Raw genomic sequence first — 21,219 nt, 5'->3', positions numbered from 1 at the left:
TCCTTCATTACACTACGCCTGCGCGTAGCAGATCATGCATATGTACCACACCCAGCAACTGGTCGCCATCGGCAACCATAACGGAGGTGATATGACGGGACTGCATCAGGTTCAGCACATCCACTGCCAGCGTACCCGGGCGAACGCGGATGCCGCCAGGTGTCATCACATCGGCAATGCCAAGCGTGCGGACATCTACACCCATATCAAACACGCGACGCAGGTCCCCATCGGTGAAGATCCCCTGAATTTTCATCAGATCATCGCACACGACTGTCATACCCAGATTCTTGCGGGTGATTTCCAGCAGCGCATCGCGCAGGGAGGCCGCTTTACTGACGTGAGGGATTTCATCCCCGGTGTGCATAATATCGTTGACCCGCAGAAGCAGCTTGCGCCCAAGCGCACCGCCGGGATGAGAAAGTGCGAAATCTTCAGGGGTAAAACCGCGGGCTTCCAGCAGCGCTACGGCAAGCGCATCACCCATGACCAGTGCCGCGGTGGTGCTGGAGGTCGGAGCCAGGCCCAGAGGGCAGGCTTCTTTGGGAACCTTAACGCACAGGTGAATATCGGCCGCCCGCGCCATGCTACTTTCCGGGCGACTGGTCATGCAAATGAGGGGGACCTGCAGTCGCTTCAGTACCGGGATCAGCGCCAGGATCTCATTGGATTCACCGGAATTTGACAGTGCGATGACGATATCTTGCGGTGTGACCATCCCCAGGTCGCCGTGTGCGGCTTCCCCCGGGTGTACAAAGAAAGAAGAGGTTCCGGTGCTGGCAAACGTCGCGGCCATTTTGCGGCCAATATGACCGGACTTGCCCATCCCCATTACCACGACTTTACCGGCACAGTAGAATATCTTCTCACATGCCAGACTAAAATCCTGATTAATGTACTGATCTAACTGCGCCAGACCTTCACGTTCAATCTCCAGAACGTCTTTGCCTGCTTTCTGAAAGTCAAAACCCGGCTGCAATTCTATTTGCGACATAATGCGTTTCCGTTTACCCAGAGAGAAGAGGCGAGAGCCAGTACAGCATCGCCATCCATACGATAAATCCACCCGTCAACAGCGCGCCTGCGCCTTTGCCGATCTGGCGTTGCCGCCGCCAGCAGAGCAGGGCAAATATCACGCTGACCAGCAACATCACACCGTAATCGCGTGAAAACGCCAGGGGGTTAAAAGGCCCGGGCGTTATCAGGGCCGGCAGGCCCATCACAATCGCGATATTAAAAATGTTGGAACCGATGATATTGCCAATGGCAATGTCATCTTCACCTTTACGTGCTCCCGCAATGGCCGTGGCCAGCTCCGGCAGGCTGGTGCCGATGGCAATGACCGTCAGGCCAATGGTCAGTTCACTGATGGCAAAATAGTTCGCCAGTACTGTCGCGTTGTCGACGACCATGCGCGTTGCCATTGGCATGATGATCAGCGCGACGCCAAGCCAAAGTAGTGCTACAGGCAGCGTGCCCTCCCGCGGAAGTTCGGCAACCTGCTCCCGAGTCAGGCTATCCTGACCCAGCTTTTCAGCCTGGCGGGCGATTTTAACACTATACAGCAGCCAAATGACGGCCAGCGCCAGCAAGAAAATGCCGTCGCTGTAGCTCAGTACGCCATCATAAAATACGCACCCTGCCAGCAGGCTTACGATTAACATTAGCGGCAATTCACGGCGCAGAACATCGGAATGTACGCGAAATGGGTGGAGCAGTGCCGCCAGGCCTAAAATCAGTAATATATTGACAATGTTCGAGCCAATCGCGGTGCCAATAGCCAGGTCTACCTGACCATGCAGCGATGCTGAAACAGAGACGATGATTTCAGGAAGCGACGTTCCAACACTGACAACGGTCATCCCGATGACAACAGGCGGTACGCCAGTCAGACGACACAGGATAGATGCAGCAAACACTAAACGGTCAGCACTGTAGACCACCAAAAGTAAACCAATTATTAACAGTGCTGTTGCTAAAAGCATCAAAAGTCCTTTCTTCAGGTATACTCGTCGGTCCATCGCGCGGGAATGGCTGGACTGCATACTGTCTGAGGCGTAACGAATTCCTAATTTTGACTTTATGCGCCGGAAAAGTAAAACAAATGCCAGCTTTCGCTAACCTCAACGGCTATTATTCTGTAAAAATGCTGAGTTTGGGGCTGATTCAGGCTGCATGCCTTAATGTGAGCAGGGTAAGAAAGGAACAATAAATGAGCCAAACGATGGCGAATTTAGTCGATGTTCGCGGTGTGAGTTTTTCTCGCGCCAACCGATTGATATTTGATGATATTTCGTTGACCGTACCGCGTGGCAAGATCACTGCCATCATGGGGCCGTCCGGGATCGGTAAAACGACCCTGCTGCGCCTCATTGGTGGGCAGATCCCACCGGATAGCGGTGAAATCCTCTTTGATGGCGAAAACATCCCGGAGATGTCGCGCTCGCGCCTGTATACTGTCCGTAAACGCATGAGCATGCTCTTTCAGTCGGGGGCTCTGTTCACCGACATGAACGTCTTTGATAACGTGGCCTATCCGTTGCGCGAGCATACCAGCCTGCCGCCTGAGCTGCTGAAAAGCACGGTGATGATGAAGCTTGAAGCCGTCGGTTTGCGAGGGGCTGCAAAACTGATGCCTTCGGAACTGTCCGGTGGGATGGCGCGACGCGCTGCACTGGCGCGAGCGATTGCTTTAGAACCTGATTTAATTATGTTCGACGAACCGTTTGTCGGACAGGATCCTATCACGATGGGTGTGCTGGTGAAGCTCATCTCTGAGCTGAACAGCGCGCTCGGCGTTACCTGTATCGTGGTTTCTCACGATGTACCGGAAGTATTGAGCATTGCCGATTACGCCTATATCGTGGCGGACAAAAAGATCGTCGCACACGGTAGCGCTCAGGCGCTGCAGGAAAATTGCGATCCGCGCGTGCGGCAGTTCCTTGACGGTATTGCAGATGGCCCTGTGCCGTTCCGCTACCCGGCGGGCGACTATCGTGACGATTTACTGGGAATAGGGAGTTAAGCCACTCATGCTGTTAAATGCGTTGGCCGCTCTCGGACACCGTGGCATAAAAACCATCAGGACGTTCGGGCGCGCCGGATTGATGTTATTCAACGCGCTGGTCGGCAAGCCGGAATTCCGCAAGCACGCACCGTTGCTGGTGCGTCAGCTCTATAATGTCGGCGTGCTGTCGATGCTCATCATCATTGTTTCCGGGCTGTTTATCGGTATGGTGCTTGGGCTTCAGGGCTACCTTGTTCTGACAACCTACAGTGCAGAAACCAGCCTCGGGATGCTGGTGGCACTCTCACTGCTGCGTGAACTGGGGCCGGTTGTGGCGGCACTGTTGTTCGCTGGGCGCGCGGGGTCGGCATTAACGGCTGAAATTGGCCTGATGCGTGCGACCGAGCAGCTTTCCAGCATGGAGATGATGGCGGTTGATCCGCTGCGTCGCGTGATCTCGCCGCGTTTCTGGGCTGGGGTGATTTCGTTACCGTTACTGACTATTCTGTTTGTCGCCGTGGGTATCTGGGGCGGCTCGCTGGTTGGCGTCCACTGGAAAGGCATTGATGCCGGTTTCTTCTGGTCTGCCATGCAAGACGCCATTGATCTGCGAATGGATCTGGTCAACTGTCTGATTAAAAGCGTGGTCTTTGCTATTACGGTCACCTGGATTGCATTGTTCAATGGTTACGATGCCATCCCGACGTCGGCGGGCATTAGCCGTGCAACAACGCGTACAGTCGTACATTCGTCGCTGGCCGTACTGGGTCTGGATTTTGTGCTCACCGCACTGATGTTTGGGAATTGAGTTCATGCAAACGAGAAAAAATGAAATTTGGGTCGGCGTGTTCCTGTTACTGGCACTGCTGGCGGCGCTGTTTATCTGCCTGCGAGCGGCGGATATCACATCTGTCCGCACCGAGCCGACATATCGTATTTATGCCACCTTCGATAATATCGGCGGGCTGAAGGCGCGTTCACCGGTACGTATTGGTGGCGTGGTGATCGGCCGTGTGTCGGACATTACGCTTGATGAGAAAACCTATCTCCCACGCGTCGCGATGGATATCGAAGAGCGTTATAACCATATTCCGGACACCAGTTCTCTTTCGATCCGGACTTCCGGCCTGCTGGGTGAACAATATCTGGCGCTTAACGTTGGTTTTGAAGACCCAGAGCTCGGAACGACTATCCTTAAAGACGGCAGTGTTATCCAGGATACGAAGTCCGCAATGGTGCTGGAGGATATGATTGGTCAGTTCCTTTACAACAGTAAAGGGGATGAGAAAAAATCCGATGCTGCCCCTGCGCAGACTGAAGATCACACCAACGTCGCACCGACATCTGGCACGACGAATTAATTTCAGGAGAAGTCATTCATGTTTAAACGACTGTTAATGGTTGCCATGCTGGTCATTGCCCCTCTCACCGCAGCCCACGCTGCGGATCAGAGTAACCCGTACAAACAGATGGACGAAGCGGCCAAGAAGACTTTCGACCGTCTTAAAAACGAGCAACCTAAAATTCGTGCTAATCCTGATTATCTGCGTGATGTTGTCGATCAGGAACTGCTGCCGTATGTGCAGATCAAATATGCAGGTGCGCTGGTGCTGGGACGTTATTACAAAGACGCGACCCCCGCGCAGCGTGATGCTTACTTTGCCGCGTTCCGTGAATACCTGAAACAGGCTTATGGCCAGGCGCTGGCGATGTACCATGGTCAGACCTATCAGATTGCGCCTGAGCAGCCGCTGGGCGATGCGACCATCGTACCTATCCGCGTGACCATCAACGATCCTAACGGCCGTCCGCCGGTTCGTCTGGATTTCCAGTGGCGTAAAAACAGCCAGACGGGGCACTGGCAGGCGTATGACATGATTGCCGAAGGGGTAAGCATGATCACCACCAAACAGAACGAGTGGAGCGACCTGCTGCGTACCAAAGGCATTGATGGCCTTACCGCGCAGCTGCAGTCTATTTCTCGTCAGAAAATTACACTGGATGAGAAGAAGTAATGTCTCAGCAACTCAGCTGGTCGCGTGAAGGCGAGACATTAAAGCTGTCCGGTGAACTTGATCAGGATCTGCTGAACCCATTGTGGGATAAACGTCATGAAGCGATGCAGGGTGTGACGCTCATCGACTTAACCGAGGTCACACGGGTGGATACAGCAGGTATTGCGCTGCTCGCCCATCTGGTTGCCGTGGGGAAAAAGCAGGGGCAAAGCGTCAAGCTTCACGGCGCGAGTGATAATGTCGTTACCCTCGCGCAGCTCTACAATCTCCCTCACGACGTGCTGCCTCGTTAGTATTTTCAGTGCGTTACTTCTGAAAGCCCTGACAGTTTCATCGTCGGGGCTTTTTGCTTGTTTAAGACGACGTCACTTTGCTCTAAGATGTTGGGCTTGTTTTCACTATCAGATGATTAAGAGCCCATGGAAAATCATGAAATCCAGACAGTGCTGATGAATGCACTTTCCCTTCAGGAAGCCCACGTCACTGGCGATGGCAGTCACTTCCAGGTTATTGCTGTGGGTGAGATGTTCGACGGTATGAGCCGTGTGAAGAAGCAGCAGGCTGTGTACGCGCCGCTGATGGAATATATTGCGGATAACCGCATCCACGCCCTGTCGATTAAAGCGTTCACCCCGCAAGAGTGGGCACGCGATCGCAAACTAAACGGTTTTTGAGCTGAGGGCGACAGGCCCGCAGCACGGTTGAATTTATAAGAGAACACACAATGGATAAATTTCGTGTACAGGGGCCAACGCGTCTCCAGGGCGAAGTCACAATTTCTGGCGCGAAAAACGCCGCTCTGCCAATCCTCTTTGCTGCGCTGCTCGCGGAAGAGCCGGTAGAAATTCAGAACGTACCAAAGCTGAAAGATATCGACACCACCATGAAGCTGCTCACCCAGTTGGGAACCAAAGTTGAGCGTAATGGTTCCGTCTGGATCGATGCCAGCAATGTGAACAACTTCTCTGCGCCGTACGATCTGGTGAAAACCATGCGTGCGTCCATCTGGGCGCTTGGCCCGCTGGTGGCGCGTTTTGGACAGGGGCAGGTTTCACTGCCTGGCGGCTGTGCAATCGGCGCACGCCCGGTTGACCTGCATATCTTTGGTCTGGAGAAACTGGGCGCAGAGATCAAACTGGAAGAAGGTTACGTTAAAGCGTCCGTGAATGGTCGCCTGAAAGGCGCGCACATTGTCATGGACAAAGTGAGCGTAGGCGCAACGGTCACCATTATGTCTGCGGCAACGCTGGCAGAAGGGACCACCATTATTGAAAATGCCGCGCGCGAACCGGAAATTGTGGATACCGCAAACTTCCTCGTCGCGCTGGGTGCGAAGATCTCCGGTCAGGGTACCGACCGTATCACCATCGAAGGCGTTGAGCGTCTGGGTGGCGGTGTCTATCGCGTTCTGCCGGACCGTATCGAAACCGGTACCTTCCTGGTCGCTGCGGCGATCTCTGGCGGTAAGATTGTTTGTCGTAACGCTCAGCCGGATACGCTGGATGCGGTGCTGGCGAAGCTGCGCGATGCGGGTGCTGATATTGAGATCGGTGAAGACTGGATCAGCCTCGACATGCATGGTCAGCGTCCAAAAGCGGTGAATGTGCGTACTGCACCACATCCGGCGTTCCCGACGGACATGCAGGCTCAGTTCACGTTGCTAAACCTGGTGGCTGAAGGTACTGGCTTCATCACTGAAACCATTTTCGAGAACCGCTTTATGCACGTACCGGAGCTGATCCGTATGGGTGCACGTGCTGAGATCGAAAGTAATACCGTGATTTGCCATGGCGTTGAGAAGCTGTCCGGTGCTCAGGTGATGGCAACCGATTTGCGTGCGTCCGCAAGCCTGGTGCTGGCGGGGTGTATCGCGGAAGGTACGACGGTTGTGGATCGTATTTACCACATCGATCGTGGCTATGAGCGTATCGAAGATAAACTGCGCGCGCTGGGTGCCAATATCGAGCGTGTGAAGGGCGAGTAATCGTTCCGGCAGCCCCCTGCCAGCAATGACCGGGGGGTTGCTGTTCCTGTCAAAAATCGCATTATTCCTGCGGTTTTTTCTTTGCTTTTTTCTGGCGAATCATGCGCGATCTGTCGATAAATTCATGGGTAATGGGATCGTGGTAACGCGAGGGCCAGATCACCCACGGATGCGTATCCAGCGCCGTTGCGATAATTAATTCTCCCTTTGGCCAGGGACGAGTCAGGGCGTTTGCCAGGGTAGAAGAACTCAGGCCATTGCGGCGAGATTCAGCTGCCAGTGAAGTGCCTTTTTTGCGCAGTGCCGCAATGATATCTGCCGTGTGCCAGTCGATAAATTTCGTATCCATAACGCTGTCCTTAAGTTCGGATTTACTCACGCCGTTTCTTCTGAAACGACAGGCTTACTATACCCATTTCAAACTCTTGTTCTAAAAAGTTCGCGTTACTGGAAGGGATATTCAGAATAAGGCATGGCTTTATTCATGCGGCCTTTAAACCGATGAATTTACATGAACACGGAATTTACAGGTGTGTGCTGGAATCTCCCCGCGATGGCCGCAGGGAGATGCTGGAAGGATTAACGGTCTCGCTGAACGGCGATGTGGGCCAGCGCAATCAGTGCATCGCGCCATGGGCTGTCGGGAATGACCTGAAGAGCTTCGATGGCTTTGTCGGCTTCTTCTTCCGCACGTTGGCGCGTCCATTCCAGCGATCCGCAGATTGCCATGGTTTCCAGCACAGGTTCCAGCAGATGACGGCCATTTCCCTGCTCAATTGCTTCACGGATCATTTTCGCCTGTTCGGCTGAACCGTTGCGCATAGCATGCAGCAGTGGCAGGGTGGGTTTGCCTTCGTTCAGGTCATCGCCCACGTTTTTGCCGAGCGTTTCGCCGTCAGCACTGTAGTCCAGCAAATCATCAATTAACTGGAATGCGGTCCCCAGATAACGACCGTAATCCTGCAGGCCTTTTTCCTGTGCTTCGGTACAGTCCGCCAGAATACCGGAGCACTGGGCAGCTGCTTCAAACAGGCGCGCGGTTTTGCTGTAAATCACGCGCATGTAGTTTTCTTCGGTGATGTCAGGGTCGTTGACGTTCATCAGCTGCAGCACTTCGCCTTCAGCGATCACGTTAACGGCCTCAGACATCACTTCCAGTACTTTCAGAGAGCCCAGGCTGGTCATCATCTGGAAGGCGCGGGTATAGATAAAATCCCCCACCAGAACGCTGGCTGCGTTCCCGAAAGCAGCGTTTGCCGTGGCTTTACCACGACGCATATCCGATTCATCCACAACGTCGTCATGCAGAAGCGTCGCCGTGTGAATAAATTCGATAAGTGCTGCGATAGTCACGTGGGCATTTCCCTGATAGCCAACGGCTCTGGCAGCCAGAATAGCAATCATCGGGCGAATGCGTTTACCGCCGCCGCTGACGATGTAATAGCCCAACTGATTGATCAGTTGAACATCAGAGTTGAGTTGCTCCAGGATTGCTGCATTCACACCCGCCATATCTTGCGCGGTTAACTCGTTGATTTTTTCTAAATTCATCGCAAAAGCCGGGCTTTTTATCCTGTTGATCCCATCTTCAATGGGGTAACGAAGGGTTTCGGTTTATCAATAGTAGTGCTGATTGTACTGAAAAAACGGCTCAGATAAACGTTACCGTACGTGTTGTGTTTTTTTTCTTCATGTATTGACGGTAGCACTTGTCAAAGGCTCGCGTTTTGCGTAATATTCGCGCCCTATTGTGAATATTTATAGCGCACTCTGATTCATACGAGGACGTGCGCGGAAGCGGAGTTTATATGTACGCGGTTTTCCAAAGTGGTGGTAAACAACACCGAGTAAGCGAAGGTCAGACCGTTCGCCTGGAAAAGCTGGACATCGCAACTGGCGAATCTGTTGAATTCGCTGAAGTTCTGATGATCGCAAACGGTGAAGAAGTCAAAATCGGCGTTCCTTTCGTTGATGGCGGCGTTATCAAAGCTGAAGTTGTTGCACACGGTCGTGGCGAGAAAGTTAAAATCGTTAAGTTTCGTCGTCGTAAGCACTACCGTAAGCAGCAGGGCCACCGTCAGTGGTTCACTGATGTGAAAATTACTGGCATCAGCGCCTAAGACCTGAGGAGAGATTTAAATGGCACATAAAAAGGCTGGCGGCTCCACACGTAACGGTCGCGATTCAGAAGCTAAACGCCTGGGCGTTAAGCGTTTCGGTGGCGAATCCGTTCTGGCGGGTAGCATCATCGTTCGTCAACGTGGTACCAAATTCCACGCTGGCAACAACGTAGGTTGCGGTCGTGACCACACTCTGTTTGCTAAAGCAGACGGTAAAGTGAAATTTGAAGTTAAAGGCCCGAACAACCGTAAATACATCAGCATCGTTGCTGAGTAAGGTTTTCTCGGTCCGGTAACGGATTAAAGCCCCGCACCCTGTTGCGGGGCTTTTTACATTGGAAACCCGGTAATTTTTTCTGTAGGGAAAACGGGCATGAAGCAGCAGGCCGGCATCGGTATTCTTTTGGCGCTCACCACCGCAATGTGCTGGGGTGCCCTGCCAATTGCAATGAAGCAGGTACTGGAAGTGATGGAGCCGCCTACGGTGGTCTTTTATCGCTTTCTGATGGCAAGCATCGGTCTCGGGGCCATCCTGGCTGTCAAAGGTAAGCTTCCTCCCTTGCGGCTCTTCCGTAAACCGCGCTGGCTGGTGTTGCTGGCTATCGCGACGGGCGGTCTGTTCGGTAACTTCATCCTGTTCAGCTCTTCCCTGCAATATCTCAGCCCCACGGCGTCGCAGGTGATTGGTCAGCTTTCACCGGTGGGCATGATGGTTGCCAGCGTCTTTATCCTCAAGGAGAAGATGCGCGGTACGCAGATTGTCGGGGCGAGCATGCTGCTATGCGGTCTGGTGATGTTCTTCAACACCAGTCTGATAGAGATTTTTACCCGGCTGACGGATTACACCTGGGGTGTGATCTTCGGCGTAGGAGCAGCAGCGGTCTGGGTGAGTTATGGCGTCGCGCAAAAGGTGTTATTGCGACGTCTTGCCTCACAGCAGATCCTCTTTTTGCTGTACACTTTGTGTACAATAGCATTGCTGCCATTAGCAAAGCCGGGTGTGATTGCCCAGCTTAGCGACTGGCAACTGGCGTGTCTCATTTTTTGTGGACTGAATACGCTGGTCGGTTATGGCGCGCTGGCCGAAGCGATGGCGCGCTGGCAGGCAGCACAGGTGAGCGCGTTAATCACGCTAACTCCGCTGTTTACGCTGTTATTTTCAGATTTGTTATCAATGGCCTGGCCCGATGTCTTCGTCAGACCGATGCTCAACTTGTTGGGTTATCTCGGTGCGTTTGTCGTGGTTGCGGGCGCGATGTATTCCGCCATTGGTCATCGTCTTTGGGGACGTTGGCGCAAAAATGAAGCGGTTGTAGTAGTCCCCCGCTCAGGCGAATGAGTTACGGAGAGTAAAATGAAGTTTGTTGATGAAGCGACGATCCTGGTCGTGGCTGGTGATGGCGGCAACGGTTGCGTGAGCTTCCGCCGTGAAAAATATATCCCACGTGGTGGCCCTGATGGCGGTGACGGCGGGGATGGTGGTGACGTTTGGCTGGAGGCGGATGAGAACCTCAACACGCTGATCGACTACCGTTTCGAAAAATCCTTCCGCGCTGAACGTGGCCAGAATGGCCAGAGCCGTGACTGTACCGGTAAACGCGGTAAAGATGTCACTATTAAGGTTCCTGTCGGTACGCGTGTTATCGACCAGGGTACCGGTGAGACCATGGGTGACATGACCAAACACGGCCAGCGTCTGATGGTCGCAAAAGGTGGCTGGCACGGTCTGGGTAACAGCCGTTTTAAATCTTCTGTTAACCGTACTCCACGTCAGAAAACGATGGGGACGCCTGGCGATAAGCGCGATCTGCAACTGGAGCTGATGCTTCTGGCAGACGTGGGCATGCTGGGTATGCCAAATGCCGGTAAATCGACGTTTATTCGCGCCGTGTCTGCCGCGAAACCTAAAGTGGCGGACTATCCGTTTACCACACTGGTACCAAGCCTGGGCGTTGTCCGCATGGATAACGAGAAGAGCTTTGTGGTTGCCGATATTCCGGGCCTGATTGAAGGTGCTGCTGAAGGTGCCGGTCTGGGTATCCGCTTCCTGAAACACCTTGAGCGCTGCCGCGTATTGCTGCACCTCATTGATATCGATCCTATCGACGGTTCCGATCCGGTTGAAAACGCCCGAATCATCATCGGCGAGCTGGAAAAATACAGCGAAAAACTGGCGAATAAACCACGCTGGTTGGTCTTCAACAAAATTGACCTGATGGACAAAGCCGAAGCGGAAGCGAAAGCTAAAGCGATTGCTGAAGCGATGGGTTGGGAAGAGAAATACTACCTGATCTCTGCAGCAAGCCAGGTTGGTGTGAAAGACCTCTGCTGGGATGTGATGACCTTTATCATCGAGAACCCAATTGTTCAGGCCGAAGAAGCGAAACAGCCTGAAAAAGTCGAATTCATGTGGGATGACTACCACCGTCAACAGCTCGAAGAGCTGGAAGCGGAAGAGGAAGAAGACTGGGATGATGACTGGGATGAAGACGACGAAGAAGGCGTCGAGTTCATCTACAAGCACTAATATCAGTTCAAAGCCCCTCGTTCGAGGGGCTTTTTTTATTCCAGCGTTGAGGGCAACCAACAGCTGGCGATTAAACCGCCCTCAGCACCGTTATCAAGCGTCAGCTTACCGCGGTGGAGTTGCACGATGCGTTGAACAATACTCAGCCCCAGGCCGCTACCACCGAAACGCTGATCAAGACGCCGGAACGGTTCAGTGATTGATTGTCGGTGCGCTTCAGCAATACCCGGTCCCTGGTCGATAACGCTGACCTGGGTACCCCCCTCGACCTCGTTTAATGACACTTTAATGGTTGTTCCTGACGGGCTGTAACGACCGGCATTCTCCAGCAGGTTACGCAGCATCAGACGCAGAAGCACGGCGTCTCCCTGAACCGTGAGCGCACTTTTAGCAGGCCATATCACGGTATGTTCTTTGGCTTCATGCTCAAGGCTGAGCGGGGTGATGATATTGTCTGTCCAGTTCACCGTTTCGTAATGGCCGCTGGCCATTGCTTGCCCGGCTCGGGCCAGCATCAGCAGTTGCTCAACGGTGTGCATGAGTTGATCAATACGGCTAATTAACGTCGCGGCCTGAGGAGAACCAGATTGTGCCATCAGTTCCAGATGGAGTCTGATACCGGCAAGGGGCGTCCGCAGTTCGTGTGCGGCGTCTGCGGTGAAAAGACGCTCCTGTTGGATGGTATTATCCAGCCGGGCGAGCAACTGATTCAGCGAGGTGGTGACGGCACCAATTTCTTCCATGTCGGAATACATTGGAAGCGGAGTTAAGTTATCTGCCGAACGGTTAGCCAGGCTGGCACGCAGTTTATTCAGGGGTTGGGTTATCCAGGTTACTGCCCAGAAAGAGAAAAGCAGCGTAAAGCCAACCATCACCAGAGAAGGGACCAGCAGAGAGGCAATCGCTTCACGGATCTCTTTTTCAACGTGATTATTCCGCGCTTTTGCCGACAACGTCTCACTGACCAGAAAACCAATCTGTTCACGGCTTTCATGCCACAGCCAGATCACGCTTATCAGTTGGAAAAATAACAGAATGACCGCCAGCAGCACCATCAATCGCCGACGCATGCTGTTCATTTCTGACTCTCCAGGCGGTAGCCAACGCCACGGACGGTTTTGATCCGGTCTTTGCCAAGCTTACGACGCAGGTTGTGAATGTGGACTTCAAGGGTATTGGACCCCGGATCGTCCTGCCAGGAGTAGATATCCTGTTGCAGGGTTTCTCTGTGTACCGTTTGCCCGCTGCGCATAATCAGGCGCGTCAGCAAAGCAAACTCTTTTGGTGTCACCTCAATTGGCTGGGACTGACGTAGTACCTGCTGGGTTTGCAGATTCAGCGTAATATCGCCATCAGTCAGTAAGTTATCGCTATGACCCTGATAACGGCGTATTAACGCCCGGACGCGAGCCTGAAGCTCTGCCAGTGCAAAAGGCTTCACCAGGTAATCATCTGCGCCAGCATCGAGGCCGGTGATACGATCTTCAATGGCATCGCGTGCTGTCAGGATCAACACTGGATTAGCGATCCCGCGGCGTCGCCACTGACTGAGCAGCGTGGCACCGTCTTTATCAGGTAAGCCCAAATCGAGGATCACCAGACTGTATTCGCCGCTCTGGATCAGAGCATCCGCCTCCGCCGCTGTGCCAGCACAATCGAGGGCATACCCTTCATTGGCCAGCCCCAGCGCCAGCCCTTCCTGTAATAACAGATCGTCTTCAACTATGAGTAGTTTCATCGCTAGTTATTCTGGTAGATGTCCTTATAAAGCCTGCTTTCGAATCGAACAAGCGGAATACGACGATTGCGCTGGTCGGTCGGTTCGACGGCATAGCCGGAAAGATACTGCACGAATGCCATGCGTTGTCCGCTGGCGGTGGTGATGAAGCCTGCAAGGTTGTAAACCCCCTGCAATGAACCTGTCTTAGCGGATACTTTACCATCCACACCGGCTGCGTGAAGCCCGGCGCGGTACTGCAGCGTGCCGTCCTGCCCGGCAAGTGGCAGCATAGAAATAAAGTTTAGCTCAGTGTCATGTTGTGCAATGTACTGAAGCACTTGCATCATGCTGGCCGGGGAGATCAAATTATGGCGTGATAACCCGGAGCCATCGACGGCGATGGTATTACCCAGGTCGATCCCTGCCTGTTGTCGCAGGATCTGACGAACAGCATCTGAACCCGCGCGCCAGGTACCTGGCACGCCAAAGCGCGCGTGACCAATCATGCGGAACACGGTGTCGGCAATCATGTTGTCAGACTTTTTCAGCATAATTCGCAGCAAATCGTGCAGCGGTGGCGACTGTTTGCTGGCGATGACCGTGCCGGGTTGATTGACCTGCGTCTGACGAAGCAGCGTGCCGGAGTATGTTATTCCCGCTTGTTTCAGCTCATCTTTCAGAATGGCACCCGCATAGCTTGCCCCATCCTGTATCGCAAAGGCCAGCGGCAGCGGATCGGCGCGCTGTGTGAGGCAGCCCGTCAGCGTGAAGCGGTTAAGATCGCCTGGTACCACGTCCAGTTCGCAATACTGCGCATCCGGTGAGCCCTTGGCCAGCGTGCGTACCTGACTAAACATGGTGACCGGGTAGTAGGACGCCACGCGGATAAACGCTAAATCATCTGGCTTTGGTGCGCTGTAAAGCGAAACAGAGAAACAGTTACGGTCAACAATCGCGGCGGCGGGCGGGGCGCTAAAGCACTGCGTCATGTCGTTCCACGGCCAACCAGGAGCCTTATCGTGGCTGGCAAAAATGGAGGTGTCGATCAGCACATTTCCATCAATCTTCTGCACACCCGATTTTTTCAGCACCGCAACCATATTGCGGATATCCTGGCGTTTAAATGTCGGGTCACCCCCGAAACGGGCGATAAGATCGCCTTTCAGTTCACCGCCCACGACGTTGCCTTTGGTCTCAAGGGTGGTGGTAAAACGAAAATCAGGCCCGAGCTGAAGCAGGGCGGCGAGCGCAGTGATCACCTTCTGGGTACTGGCGGGCAGCGCCATTTGTTGACTGTGGTAGTCAATTTCTGGCGTCGGCGCTCCGACCTTCTGCACCATCAATGCAAGGTTGGCACCTGCGGGCAGTTGATTAATATACTCATCAACATTCGCAGCCTGAACGCTGAACGTTATACTGGTAGTCAATCCGATGATAAAACTGGAAAATCGCATAATCTCGCGCTAACAACCCGAAAACAAACCGTCATACTACGGTGCATAGCACTGCAAAGTAAACGATGACCCATAGTGAACTTCGGGGTAAAATGCGTATCAAATTGAAAATTGCTGCTGACCTGGGGCCTGACCCCGGGTCGGTTTTCTTTTTGCTTCTGGCCTGCTAATGCGGCTGGGGCAGGGAACACTGCTCCCAACAGGAATGTTTAAGAGGTATAACAAATGCAAGCTATTCCGATGACCTTACGTGGTGCCGAAAAACTGCGCGAAGAGCTGGATTTCCTGAAATCCGTTCGCCGCCCTGAAATTATCGCCGCTATCGCGGAAGCGCGTGAGCATGGCGACCTGAAGGAGAATGCTGAATATCATGCGGCGCGTGAGCAGCAGGGCTTTTGCGAAGGGCGTATTAAAGATATCGAAGCCAAGCTGTCTAATGCGCAGGTTATCGACATCACAAAAATGCCAAATAATGGCCGCGTGATCTTCGGCTCAAGCGTTACTGTGCTGAACCTGGACAGCGACGAAGAGCAGACTTACCGCATCGTGGGCGATGATGAAGCCGATTTTAAACAGAACCTGATTTCGGTGAACTCGCCAATCGCTCGCGGCCTGATTGGCAAAGAGCAGGATGATGTTGTGACTATCCGCACCCCAGGTGGTGAAGTGGAGTACGAAATTATCAAGGTCGAGTACCTGTAATTCGCCTCTCTGCTAAGATGTTGATACATTGTAAAGAAAAGAAAAAGGCCGCGTAGCGGCCTTTTATCAACTCAAGGAGCGTGGCATTTTGCTCACCTGCTGACAGAAATCCCTCGTTTTACACAGTAAATGTGTTCGATTCAGGATATCCTTAGCGTGGCAGCGAGATTTTACGCTCTTTAGATGGGCGGTAGAGCACCAGCGTTTTACCGATGACCTGTACATTACAGGCGCCGGTTTCGCGCACGATGGCTTCCACGATCAGGTTTTTAGTGTCTCTGTCTTCAGAGGCGATTTTCACCTTGATCAGCTCGTGGTGTTCCAGCGCTTGTTCAATCTCGGCAAGCACCCCTTCGGTCAAACCATTGTTGCCAAGCATGACTACAGGCTTGAGCGGATGTGCCAGACCTTTAAGGTGCTGTTTTTGTTTAGTACTCAGATTCATCGTATATTTTTGCTTACGTTGGGATTGAAAACGGTTCATTCTACCGCCATCTCCCTTATATCGCCAAATAGCTGCGTAGAAATTTACGTCACAGGCAAGCAACGATGAACCAGGACGGAAATGTTAAATGACAGGTAAAAAGCGTTCTGCCAGCTCCAGCCGCTGGCTTCAGGAACACTTTAGCGATAAATATGTTCAACAGGCGCAGAAAAAGGGGTTGCGATCCCGCGCCTGGTTTAAACTTGATGAAATACAGCAAAGTGACAAACTTTTTAAGCCGGGGATGACGGTTGTTGACCTCGGTGCGGCACCTGGCGGATGGTCCCAGTATGCGGTAACGCAGATCGGCGGAACCGGCCGAATCATCGCGTGCGATCTTTTACCAATGGATCCCATCGTCGGTGTCGACTTCCTTCAGGGCGATTTTCGTGATGAATTAGTGCTGAAAGCGTTACTTGATCGTGTTGGTGATAGTAAGGTCCAGGTTGTCATGTCGGATATGGCACCAAATATGTGTGGAACACCGGCGGTGGATATCCCCCGCGCCATGTATCTGGTGGAGCTAGCGTTAGAAATGTGTCGTGATGTACTAGCGCCTGGTGGTAGTTTTGTTGTGAAGGTGTTTCAGGGCGAAGGTTTCGAGGAGTATCTTAAGGAAATTCGCTCCCTGTTTGCGAAGGTCAAAGTTCGTAAACCGGACTCTTCCCGGGCGCGTTCCCGTGAAGTGTATATTGTAGCGACCGGGCGAAAATGATAACCGGTGGATTTCAGGCGAAAGTTTGAATGAAACTGGATATAGAGTATCCTGACGCTGTTTTTAACACAGTTGTAATGTGAGGTTAATCCCTTGAGTGACATGGCGAAAAACCTAATTCTCTGGCTGGTCATTGCCGTTGTGCTGATGTCAGTATTCCAGAGCTTTGGGCCCAGCGAGTCGAATGGCCGCAAGGTGGATTATTCTACCTTCCTGCAGGAGGTCAATCAGGACCAGGTTCGCGAAGCGCGTATCAACGGACGTGAGATCAACGTTACCAAGAAAGATAGTAACCGTTACACGACCTACATCCCGGTGAACGATCCTAAGCTGCTTGATAACCTTTTGACCAAAAACGTTAAAGTCGTTGGTGAGCCACCAGAAGAGCCGAGCCTGCTGGCTTCTATCTTCATATCCTGGTTCCCGATGCTGCTTCTTATCGGCGTTTGGATCTTCTTTATGCGCCAGATGCAGGGCGGCGGTGGCAAAGGTGCCATGTCGTTCGGTAAGAGCAAGGCGCGTATGCTGACGGAAGACCAGATCAAGACCACGTTCGCTGACGTTGCCGGGTGTGACGAAGCGAAAGAAGAGGTCGGTGAACTGGTTGAATACCTGCGCGAGCCAAGCCGTTTCCAGAAACTGGGCGGTAAGATCCCGAAAGGCGTCCTGATGGTTGGCCCTCCGGGTACCGGTAAAACCCTGCTGGCGAAAGCTATCGCGGGTGAAGCGAAGGTGCCGTTCTTTACCATTTCGGGTTCTGACTTCGTAGAAATGTTCGTGGGTGTCGGTGCATCTCGTGTGCGTGACATGTTCGAGCAGGCTAAGAAGGCGGCACCGTGCATTATCTTCATCGATGAAATCGACGCCGTAGGCCGCCAGCGTGGCGCAGGTCTGGGCGGTGGTCACGATGAACGTGAACAGACGCTGAACCAGATGCTGGTTGAGATGGACGGTTTCGAAGGTAACGAAGGTATCATCGTTATCGCGGCGACTAACCGTCCTGACGTACTTGACCCGGCGCTGCTGCGTCCAGGCCGTTTCGACCGTCAGGTTGTGGTGGGTCTGCCAGATGTTCGCGGTCGTGAACAGATTCTGAAAGTCCATATGCGTCGCGTACCGCTGGCGCCAGATATCGACGCGGCAATTATTGCGCGCGGTACCCCGGGCTTCTCCGGTGCGGACCTGGCTAACCTCGTCAACGAAGCAGCACTGTTTGCCGCTCGCGGTAACAAGCGTGTTGTGTCGATGGTAGAGTTCGAGAAAGCGAAAGACAAAATCATGATGGGTGCGGAACGTCGCTCCATGGTGATGACCGAAGCGCAGAAAGAGTCCACGGCGTACCACGAAGCGGGTCACGCGATTATCGGCCGCCTGGTACCGGAACACGATCCGGTGCATAAGGTGACGATTATTCCGCGCGGTCGTGCGCTGGGTGTGACCTTCTTCCTGCCTGAAGGTGACGCGATCAGCGCCAGCCGTCAGAAACTGGAAAGCCAGATTTCAACCCTGTACGGCGGTCGTCTGGCGGAAGAGATTATCTACGGTGCGGAACATGTTTCTACCGGTGCGTCTAACGACATTAAAGTCGCGACAAACCTGGCGCGTAACATGGTGACTCAGTGGGGCTTCTCCGACAAACTCGGTCCGCTGCTGTATGCAGAGGAAGAGGGTGAAGTATTCCTGGGCCGTTCTGTGGCGAAAGCGAAACATATGTCCGATGAGACTGCACGTATCATCGACCAGGAAGTGAAAGCGCTGATTGAACGTAACTACGGTCGCGCACGTCAGATCCTGAACGACAATATGGACATTCTGCATTCAATGAAAGATGCGCTCATGAAATATGAGACCATCGATGCTCCGCAGATTGACGACCTGATGGCACGCCGCGAAGTGCGTCCGCCAGCAGGCTGGGAAGACCCTGGTGCTTCCAACAATTCTGACAACAATGGCACCCCGCGTGCGCCGCGTCCGGTTGATGAACCGCGTACGCCAAACCCGGGCAACACCATGTCAGAACAGTTGGGCGATAAGTAAGTCACTGCTGTTGACGCGTTTGTCTGTACCTCAAACCCTGGAGCTTGCTCCGGGGTTTTTCTTTTCTGTTTAACCTTGAAAATACCAGGGATTTTGCCATGAAACTATTCGCTCAGGACTCGCACCTCGATCTCTCACATCCCCATGTGATGGGGATCCTGAATGTTACCCCTGACTCCTTCTCCGACGGTGGCACGCATAACACGCTTATCGAAGCGGTTAAGCACGCGAATTTAATGATCAATGCAGGTGCAACGATCATTGACGTTGGCGGCGAATCGACGCGTCCTGGTGCGGCGGACGTTTCTGTGGAAGAGGAACTGGCACGCGTAGTACCGGTGGTGGAAGCGATAGCACAGCGATTTGAGGTCTGGATCTCTGTTGATACATCCAAGCCAGAAGTGATCCGTGAAGTGGCGAGAGCAGGTGCTCACATTATCAATGATATCCGTTCGCTTACTGAACCTGGCGCACTTGAAGCCGCTGCGGAAACCGGCTTGCCGGTTTGCCTGATGCATATGCAAGGGCAACCGAAAACCATGCAGGAAGCGCCAAAGTATGATGATGTGTATGCCGATGTGAATCGCTTCTTTATTGAGCATATTGCGCGCTGCGAACGTGCAGGTATCGCAAAAGAGAAATTGCTGCTCGACCCGGGGTTCGGTTTCGGTAAAAATCTCTCCCACAATTATGCATTGCTTGCGCGCTTATCGGAATTTCATCACTTTAACCTGCCGCTGCTGGTGGGGATGTCGAGAAAGTCGATGATTGGTCAGTTACTGAATGTGGGGCCAGGGGAACGCCTGAGCGGTAGTCTGGCCTGCGCGGTGATTGCGGCGATGCAAGGTGCGCACATTATCCGTGTCCATGACGTCAAAGAAACAGTAGAAGCCATGCGTGTGGTGGAAGCCACACTGGCAGCGAAGGAAAACAAACGCTATGAGTAATCGTAAATATTTTGGTACCGATGGTATCCGTGGGCGTGTAGGCGATGCTCCAATCACTCCTGATTTTGTCCTGAAGCTTGGCTGGGCTGCTGGCAAGGTACTGGCACGTCATGGATCCCGTAAGATCATTATCGGTAAAGACACCCGTATTTCGGGCTATATGCTGGAATCTGCACTGGAAGCGGGTCTTGCAGCTGCCGGGCTATCAGCATCCTTTACGGGGCCAATGCCAACACCTGCAGTCGCGTACCTGACGCGTACCTTCCGTGCCGAAGCGGGGATTGTTATTTCAGCTTCACACAACCCGTTCTATGACAACGGTATCAAGTTCTTCTCCATCGATGGCACCAAGTTGCCGGATGAAGTGGAAGAAGCCATCGAAGCCGAAATGGAAAAAGAGATCACCTGTGTCGATTCCGCAGAGCTGGGTAAAGCTAACCGTATTGTCGATGCCGCGGGTCGTTATATCGAATTCTGCAAAGGAACATTCCCGAACGAACTGAGTCTGGCGCATCTCAAAATTGTGGTGGACTGCGCAAACGGTGCGACCTACCACATTGCCCCGAATGTCTTCCGTGAATTGGGCGCAAAAGTGATTACCATTGGGTGTGAGCCGGATGGTCTGAACATTAACGAGCAGGTCGGCGCGACAGACGTTCGTGCCCTGCAGGCGCGTGTGCTGGCGGAAAAAGCCGATCTGGGCATTGCGCTGGACGGCGACGGTGACCGCGTGATCATGGTCGACCACGAAGGCAATAAGGTCGATGGTGACCAGATCCTGTATATCATCGCGCGTGAAGGTCTGCGTCAGGGTCAGCTGCGCGGCGGCGCAGTCGGTACCTTAATGAGTAACATGGGCCTGGAACTGGCGCTGAAACAGCTCGGTATTCCGTTTGTGCGCGCGAAAGTGGGTGACCGCTACGTGCTGGAAAAACTGCAGGAGAAGGGCTGGCGCATTGGCGCGGAAAACTCCGGTCACGTGATTCTGCTCGACAAAACCACCACCGGGGACGGTATCGTCGCCGCACTGCAGGTGGTTGCGGCCATGGCGCGCAACCATATGAGCCTGCACGATCTCTGCAGCGGTATGAAAATGTTCCCGCAGATCCTGGTGAACGTACGCTTTACCGCCGGTAAAGGCGATCCGCTGGAAAATGATAACGTGAAAGCGGTGATGGCGGATGTTGAAGCGGCTTTGGGCAACCGTGGGCGTGTACTGCTGCGGAAGTCCGGCACTGAACCATTGATTCGCGTGATGGTGGAAGGTGAAGACGAAGCGCAGGTTAATGAATTTGCGCACCGTATCGCGGATGCCGTAAAAGCTGCATAATCTTGCACGCTAAATGTTTAAAAAGGCGGCTTTTGTCGCCTTTGTTTTGAGCAATTAATGGCTTTTTGCTGTTTTTTTCCGCAGTTGATACAATGCATCAAAAATGCCCTTGCGAAGGTCATTCGCTTTGGTTAGTATTCACACCCGCTTCAGTGGGAAACAAAAATCCTGCTAATT

At 53.2% G+C, this 21,219-nt stretch carries 24 protein-coding genes; 16 read left to right on the top strand and 8 right to left on the bottom strand.

Annotated features, from left to right (window positions below):
• Positions 1 to 7 precede the first annotated feature (7 nt).
• Together kdsD and ACLHV9_RS21940 are read right to left on the bottom strand one after the other, a co-directional pair.
• Positions 8 to 994 carry an arabinose-5-phosphate isomerase KdsD gene (gene kdsD, locus ACLHV9_RS21945; RefSeq protein WP_025756696.1) on the bottom strand — a complete coding sequence of 329 codons (987 nt, stop codon included), beginning with the start codon at positions 992 to 994 and terminating at the stop codon, positions 8 to 10.
• Between the two features lie 13 nt (positions 995 to 1,007).
• On the bottom strand, positions 1,008 to 1,985 hold the full coding sequence (locus ACLHV9_RS21940; RefSeq protein WP_028017029.1) for a calcium/sodium antiporter: 978 nt from the start codon (positions 1,983 to 1,985) through the stop codon (positions 1,008 to 1,010).
• Between the two features lie 227 nt (positions 1,986 to 2,212).
• On the opposite strand from ACLHV9_RS21940, the gene mlaF reads away from it, so the two are divergent.
• From mlaF to murA, 7 genes are all read left to right on the top strand, one after another.
• Positions 2,213 to 3,025, top strand: coding sequence for a phospholipid ABC transporter ATP-binding protein MlaF (gene mlaF / locus ACLHV9_RS21935; RefSeq protein WP_024906354.1), 813 nt, complete (start codon positions 2,213 to 2,215; stop codon positions 3,023 to 3,025).
• Between the two features lie 7 nt (positions 3,026 to 3,032).
• Positions 3,033 to 3,815, top strand: a complete 783-nt coding sequence (gene mlaE / locus ACLHV9_RS21930) for a lipid asymmetry maintenance ABC transporter permease subunit MlaE (RefSeq protein ID WP_010436044.1) — start codon at positions 3,033 to 3,035, stop codon at positions 3,813 to 3,815.
• A gap of 4 nt (positions 3,816 to 3,819) precedes the next feature.
• Positions 3,820 to 4,368: an outer membrane lipid asymmetry maintenance protein MlaD gene (gene mlaD, locus ACLHV9_RS21925; protein WP_049007571.1), complete on the top strand. Its 549-nt coding sequence runs from the start codon at positions 3,820 to 3,822 to the stop codon at positions 4,366 to 4,368.
• An 18-nt stretch (positions 4,369 to 4,386) separates the two neighbouring features.
• Entirely contained in the window at positions 4,387 to 5,022 is a 636-nt protein-coding gene (mlaC, locus tag ACLHV9_RS21920) for a phospholipid-binding protein MlaC (RefSeq protein ID WP_028017031.1), read from the top strand.
• Positions 5,022 to 5,315, top strand: a complete 294-nt coding sequence (gene mlaB, locus ACLHV9_RS21915) for a lipid asymmetry maintenance protein MlaB (RefSeq protein WP_049007565.1) — start codon at positions 5,022 to 5,024, stop codon at positions 5,313 to 5,315. The genes mlaC and mlaB overlap by 1 nt, the downstream gene beginning before the upstream one ends.
• A 126-nt stretch (positions 5,316 to 5,441) precedes the next feature.
• Entirely contained in the window at positions 5,442 to 5,696 is a 255-nt protein-coding gene (gene ibaG / locus ACLHV9_RS21910) for a BolA family iron metabolism protein IbaG (RefSeq protein WP_008501458.1), read from the top strand.
• A 50-nt stretch (positions 5,697 to 5,746) separates the two neighbouring features.
• The gene (gene murA, locus ACLHV9_RS21905) at positions 5,747 to 7,006 is read left to right on the top strand and encodes a UDP-N-acetylglucosamine 1-carboxyvinyltransferase (protein ID WP_028017033.1); all 1,260 of its coding nucleotides are present in this window, start codon (positions 5,747 to 5,749) and stop codon (positions 7,004 to 7,006) included.
• Positions 7,007 to 7,067: 61 nt separating this feature from the next.
• On the opposite strand, the gene sfsB is transcribed toward murA, so the two are convergent.
• A complete protein-coding gene (gene sfsB / locus ACLHV9_RS21900) occupies positions 7,068 to 7,355 on the bottom strand; it encodes a DNA-binding transcriptional regulator SfsB (RefSeq protein ID WP_028017034.1) in 288 nt (95 codons plus the stop codon).
• A 230-nt stretch (positions 7,356 to 7,585) separates the two neighbouring features.
• A complete protein-coding gene (gene ispB / locus ACLHV9_RS21895) occupies positions 7,586 to 8,557 on the bottom strand; it encodes an octaprenyl diphosphate synthase (protein WP_028017035.1) in 972 nt (323 codons plus the stop codon).
• A 257-nt stretch (positions 8,558 to 8,814) separates the two neighbouring features.
• On the opposite strand from ispB, the gene rplU reads away from it, so the two are divergent.
• The 4 genes from rplU to cgtA all read left to right on the top strand — a co-directional run bounded on the left by rplU (position 8,815) and on the right by cgtA (position 11,653).
• The gene (gene rplU, locus ACLHV9_RS21890; protein WP_003025032.1) at positions 8,815 to 9,126 is read left to right on the top strand and encodes a 50S ribosomal protein L21; all 312 of its coding nucleotides are present in this window, start codon (positions 8,815 to 8,817) and stop codon (positions 9,124 to 9,126) included.
• Between the two features lie 19 nt (positions 9,127 to 9,145).
• Positions 9,146 to 9,403, top strand: a complete 258-nt coding sequence (rpmA, locus tag ACLHV9_RS21885; RefSeq protein ID WP_004385076.1) for a 50S ribosomal protein L27 — start codon at positions 9,146 to 9,148, stop codon at positions 9,401 to 9,403.
• Positions 9,404 to 9,499: 96 nt separating this feature from the next.
• Positions 9,500 to 10,465 (top strand): DMT family transporter, encoded by a 966-nt coding sequence (locus tag ACLHV9_RS21880; RefSeq protein WP_028017036.1) that lies wholly within the window; start codon positions 9,500 to 9,502, stop codon positions 10,463 to 10,465.
• 15 nt (positions 10,466 to 10,480) lie between these two features.
• Positions 10,481 to 11,653: an Obg family GTPase CgtA gene (gene cgtA / locus ACLHV9_RS21875; protein WP_028017037.1), complete on the top strand. Its 1,173-nt coding sequence runs from the start codon at positions 10,481 to 10,483 to the stop codon at positions 11,651 to 11,653.
• Between the two features lie 35 nt (positions 11,654 to 11,688).
• On the opposite strand, the gene pmrB is transcribed toward cgtA, so the two are convergent.
• The 3 genes from pmrB to dacB are packed head-to-tail and all read right to left on the bottom strand — an operon-like array spanning position 11,689 to position 14,827.
• Positions 11,689 to 12,732, bottom strand: coding sequence for a two-component system sensor histidine kinase PmrB (gene pmrB, locus ACLHV9_RS21870; protein WP_028017038.1), 1,044 nt, complete (start codon positions 12,730 to 12,732; stop codon positions 11,689 to 11,691).
• Positions 12,729 to 13,391: a two-component system response regulator PmrA gene (gene pmrA / locus ACLHV9_RS21865; RefSeq protein WP_028017039.1), complete on the bottom strand. Its 663-nt coding sequence runs from the start codon at positions 13,389 to 13,391 to the stop codon at positions 12,729 to 12,731. Before pmrA ends, pmrB begins: the two co-directional genes overlap by 4 nt.
• A gap of 2 nt (positions 13,392 to 13,393) precedes the next feature.
• Entirely contained in the window at positions 13,394 to 14,827 is a 1,434-nt protein-coding gene (dacB, locus tag ACLHV9_RS21860; RefSeq protein WP_028017040.1) for a serine-type D-Ala-D-Ala carboxypeptidase, read from the bottom strand.
• 225 nt (positions 14,828 to 15,052) lie between these two features.
• Here dacB and greA point away from each other — a divergent pair, with 225 nt between their 5' ends.
• Positions 15,053 to 15,529, top strand: coding sequence for a transcription elongation factor GreA (gene greA / locus ACLHV9_RS21855; protein ID WP_028017041.1), 477 nt, complete (start codon positions 15,053 to 15,055; stop codon positions 15,527 to 15,529).
• A gap of 151 nt (positions 15,530 to 15,680) precedes the next feature.
• Here the strand turns inward: greA and yhbY are convergent, their stop codons facing one another.
• On the bottom strand, positions 15,681 to 15,974 hold the full coding sequence (gene yhbY / locus ACLHV9_RS21850) for a ribosome assembly RNA-binding protein YhbY (RefSeq protein ID WP_003861814.1): 294 nt from the start codon (positions 15,972 to 15,974) through the stop codon (positions 15,681 to 15,683).
• A gap of 127 nt (positions 15,975 to 16,101) precedes the next feature.
• Here yhbY and rlmE point away from each other — a divergent pair, with 127 nt between their 5' ends.
• The 4 genes from rlmE (at position 16,102) to glmM (ending at position 21,042) form a co-directional block, all read left to right on the top strand.
• A complete protein-coding gene (gene rlmE, locus ACLHV9_RS21845) occupies positions 16,102 to 16,728 on the top strand; it encodes a 23S rRNA (uridine(2552)-2'-O)-methyltransferase RlmE (RefSeq protein WP_003861812.1) in 627 nt (208 codons plus the stop codon).
• A gap of 102 nt (positions 16,729 to 16,830) precedes the next feature.
• Positions 16,831 to 18,765 (top strand): ATP-dependent zinc metalloprotease FtsH, encoded by a 1,935-nt coding sequence (gene ftsH, locus ACLHV9_RS21840; RefSeq protein ID WP_014833437.1) that lies wholly within the window; start codon positions 16,831 to 16,833, stop codon positions 18,763 to 18,765.
• Positions 18,766 to 18,863: 98 nt separating this feature from the next.
• A complete protein-coding gene (gene folP, locus ACLHV9_RS21835; protein WP_108091082.1) occupies positions 18,864 to 19,712 on the top strand; it encodes a dihydropteroate synthase in 849 nt (282 codons plus the stop codon).
• Positions 19,705 to 21,042: a phosphoglucosamine mutase gene (glmM, locus tag ACLHV9_RS21830; RefSeq protein WP_028017044.1), complete on the top strand. Its 1,338-nt coding sequence runs from the start codon at positions 19,705 to 19,707 to the stop codon at positions 21,040 to 21,042. The genes folP and glmM overlap by 8 nt, the downstream gene beginning before the upstream one ends.
• Positions 21,043 to 21,219 lie beyond the last annotated feature (177 nt).

The organism is Enterobacter sp. CPE_E890 (assembly GCF_046521475.1).
GTDB lineage: Bacteria > Pseudomonadota > Gammaproteobacteria > Enterobacterales > Enterobacteriaceae > Enterobacter > Enterobacter adelaidei.
The sequence above is the reverse complement of the archived record's forward strand: the minus strand, read 5'-3'. Positions and strand labels throughout refer to the sequence as shown.

Excerpts from the sequence above, each read along its gene's own strand:
- kdsD (WP_025756696.1), bottom strand. The coding sequence starts at position 994 with ATGTCGCAAATAGAATTGCAGCCGGGTTTTGACTTTCAGAAAGCAGGC.
- ftsH (WP_014833437.1), top strand. The coding sequence starts at position 16,831 with ATGGCGAAAAACCTAATTCTCTGGCTGGTCATTGCCGTTGTGCTGATG.
- glmM (WP_028017044.1), top strand. The coding sequence starts at position 19,705 with ATGAGTAATCGTAAATATTTTGGTACCGATGGTATCCGTGGGCGTGTA.
- pmrA (WP_028017039.1), bottom strand. The coding sequence starts at position 13,391 with ATGAAACTACTCATAGTTGAAGACGATCTGTTATTACAGGAAGGGCTG.
- rlmE (WP_003861812.1), top strand. The coding sequence starts at position 16,102 with ATGACAGGTAAAAAGCGTTCTGCCAGCTCCAGCCGCTGGCTTCAGGAA.
- ACLHV9_RS21940 (WP_028017029.1), bottom strand. The coding sequence starts at position 1,985 with ATGCTTTTAGCAACAGCACTGTTAATAATTGGTTTACTTTTGGTGGTC.
- ACLHV9_RS21880 (WP_028017036.1), top strand. The coding sequence starts at position 9,500 with ATGAAGCAGCAGGCCGGCATCGGTATTCTTTTGGCGCTCACCACCGCA.
- mlaC (WP_028017031.1), top strand. The coding sequence starts at position 4,387 with ATGTTTAAACGACTGTTAATGGTTGCCATGCTGGTCATTGCCCCTCTC.
- murA (WP_028017033.1), top strand. The coding sequence starts at position 5,747 with ATGGATAAATTTCGTGTACAGGGGCCAACGCGTCTCCAGGGCGAAGTC.
- pmrB (WP_028017038.1), bottom strand. The coding sequence starts at position 12,732 with ATGAACAGCATGCGTCGGCGATTGATGGTGCTGCTGGCGGTCATTCTG.
- dacB (WP_028017040.1), bottom strand. The coding sequence starts at position 14,827 with ATGCGATTTTCCAGTTTTATCATCGGATTGACTACCAGTATAACGTTC.
- mlaF (WP_024906354.1), top strand. The coding sequence starts at position 2,213 with ATGAGCCAAACGATGGCGAATTTAGTCGATGTTCGCGGTGTGAGTTTT.
- mlaB (WP_049007565.1), top strand. The coding sequence starts at position 5,022 with ATGTCTCAGCAACTCAGCTGGTCGCGTGAAGGCGAGACATTAAAGCTG.
- cgtA (WP_028017037.1), top strand. The coding sequence starts at position 10,481 with ATGAAGTTTGTTGATGAAGCGACGATCCTGGTCGTGGCTGGTGATGGC.
- ibaG (WP_008501458.1), top strand. The coding sequence starts at position 5,442 with ATGGAAAATCATGAAATCCAGACAGTGCTGATGAATGCACTTTCCCTT.
- greA (WP_028017041.1), top strand. The coding sequence starts at position 15,053 with ATGCAAGCTATTCCGATGACCTTACGTGGTGCCGAAAAACTGCGCGAA.
- rplU (WP_003025032.1), top strand. The coding sequence starts at position 8,815 with ATGTACGCGGTTTTCCAAAGTGGTGGTAAACAACACCGAGTAAGCGAA.
- mlaE (WP_010436044.1), top strand. The coding sequence starts at position 3,033 with ATGCTGTTAAATGCGTTGGCCGCTCTCGGACACCGTGGCATAAAAACC.
- folP (WP_108091082.1), top strand. The coding sequence starts at position 18,864 with ATGAAACTATTCGCTCAGGACTCGCACCTCGATCTCTCACATCCCCAT.
- rpmA (WP_004385076.1), top strand. The coding sequence starts at position 9,146 with ATGGCACATAAAAAGGCTGGCGGCTCCACACGTAACGGTCGCGATTCA.
- yhbY (WP_003861814.1), bottom strand. The coding sequence starts at position 15,974 with ATGAATCTGAGTACTAAACAAAAACAGCACCTTAAAGGTCTGGCACAT.
- mlaD (WP_049007571.1), top strand. The coding sequence starts at position 3,820 with ATGCAAACGAGAAAAAATGAAATTTGGGTCGGCGTGTTCCTGTTACTG.
- sfsB (WP_028017034.1), bottom strand. The coding sequence starts at position 7,355 with ATGGATACGAAATTTATCGACTGGCACACGGCAGATATCATTGCGGCA.
- ispB (WP_028017035.1), bottom strand. The coding sequence starts at position 8,557 with ATGAATTTAGAAAAAATCAACGAGTTAACCGCGCAAGATATGGCGGGT.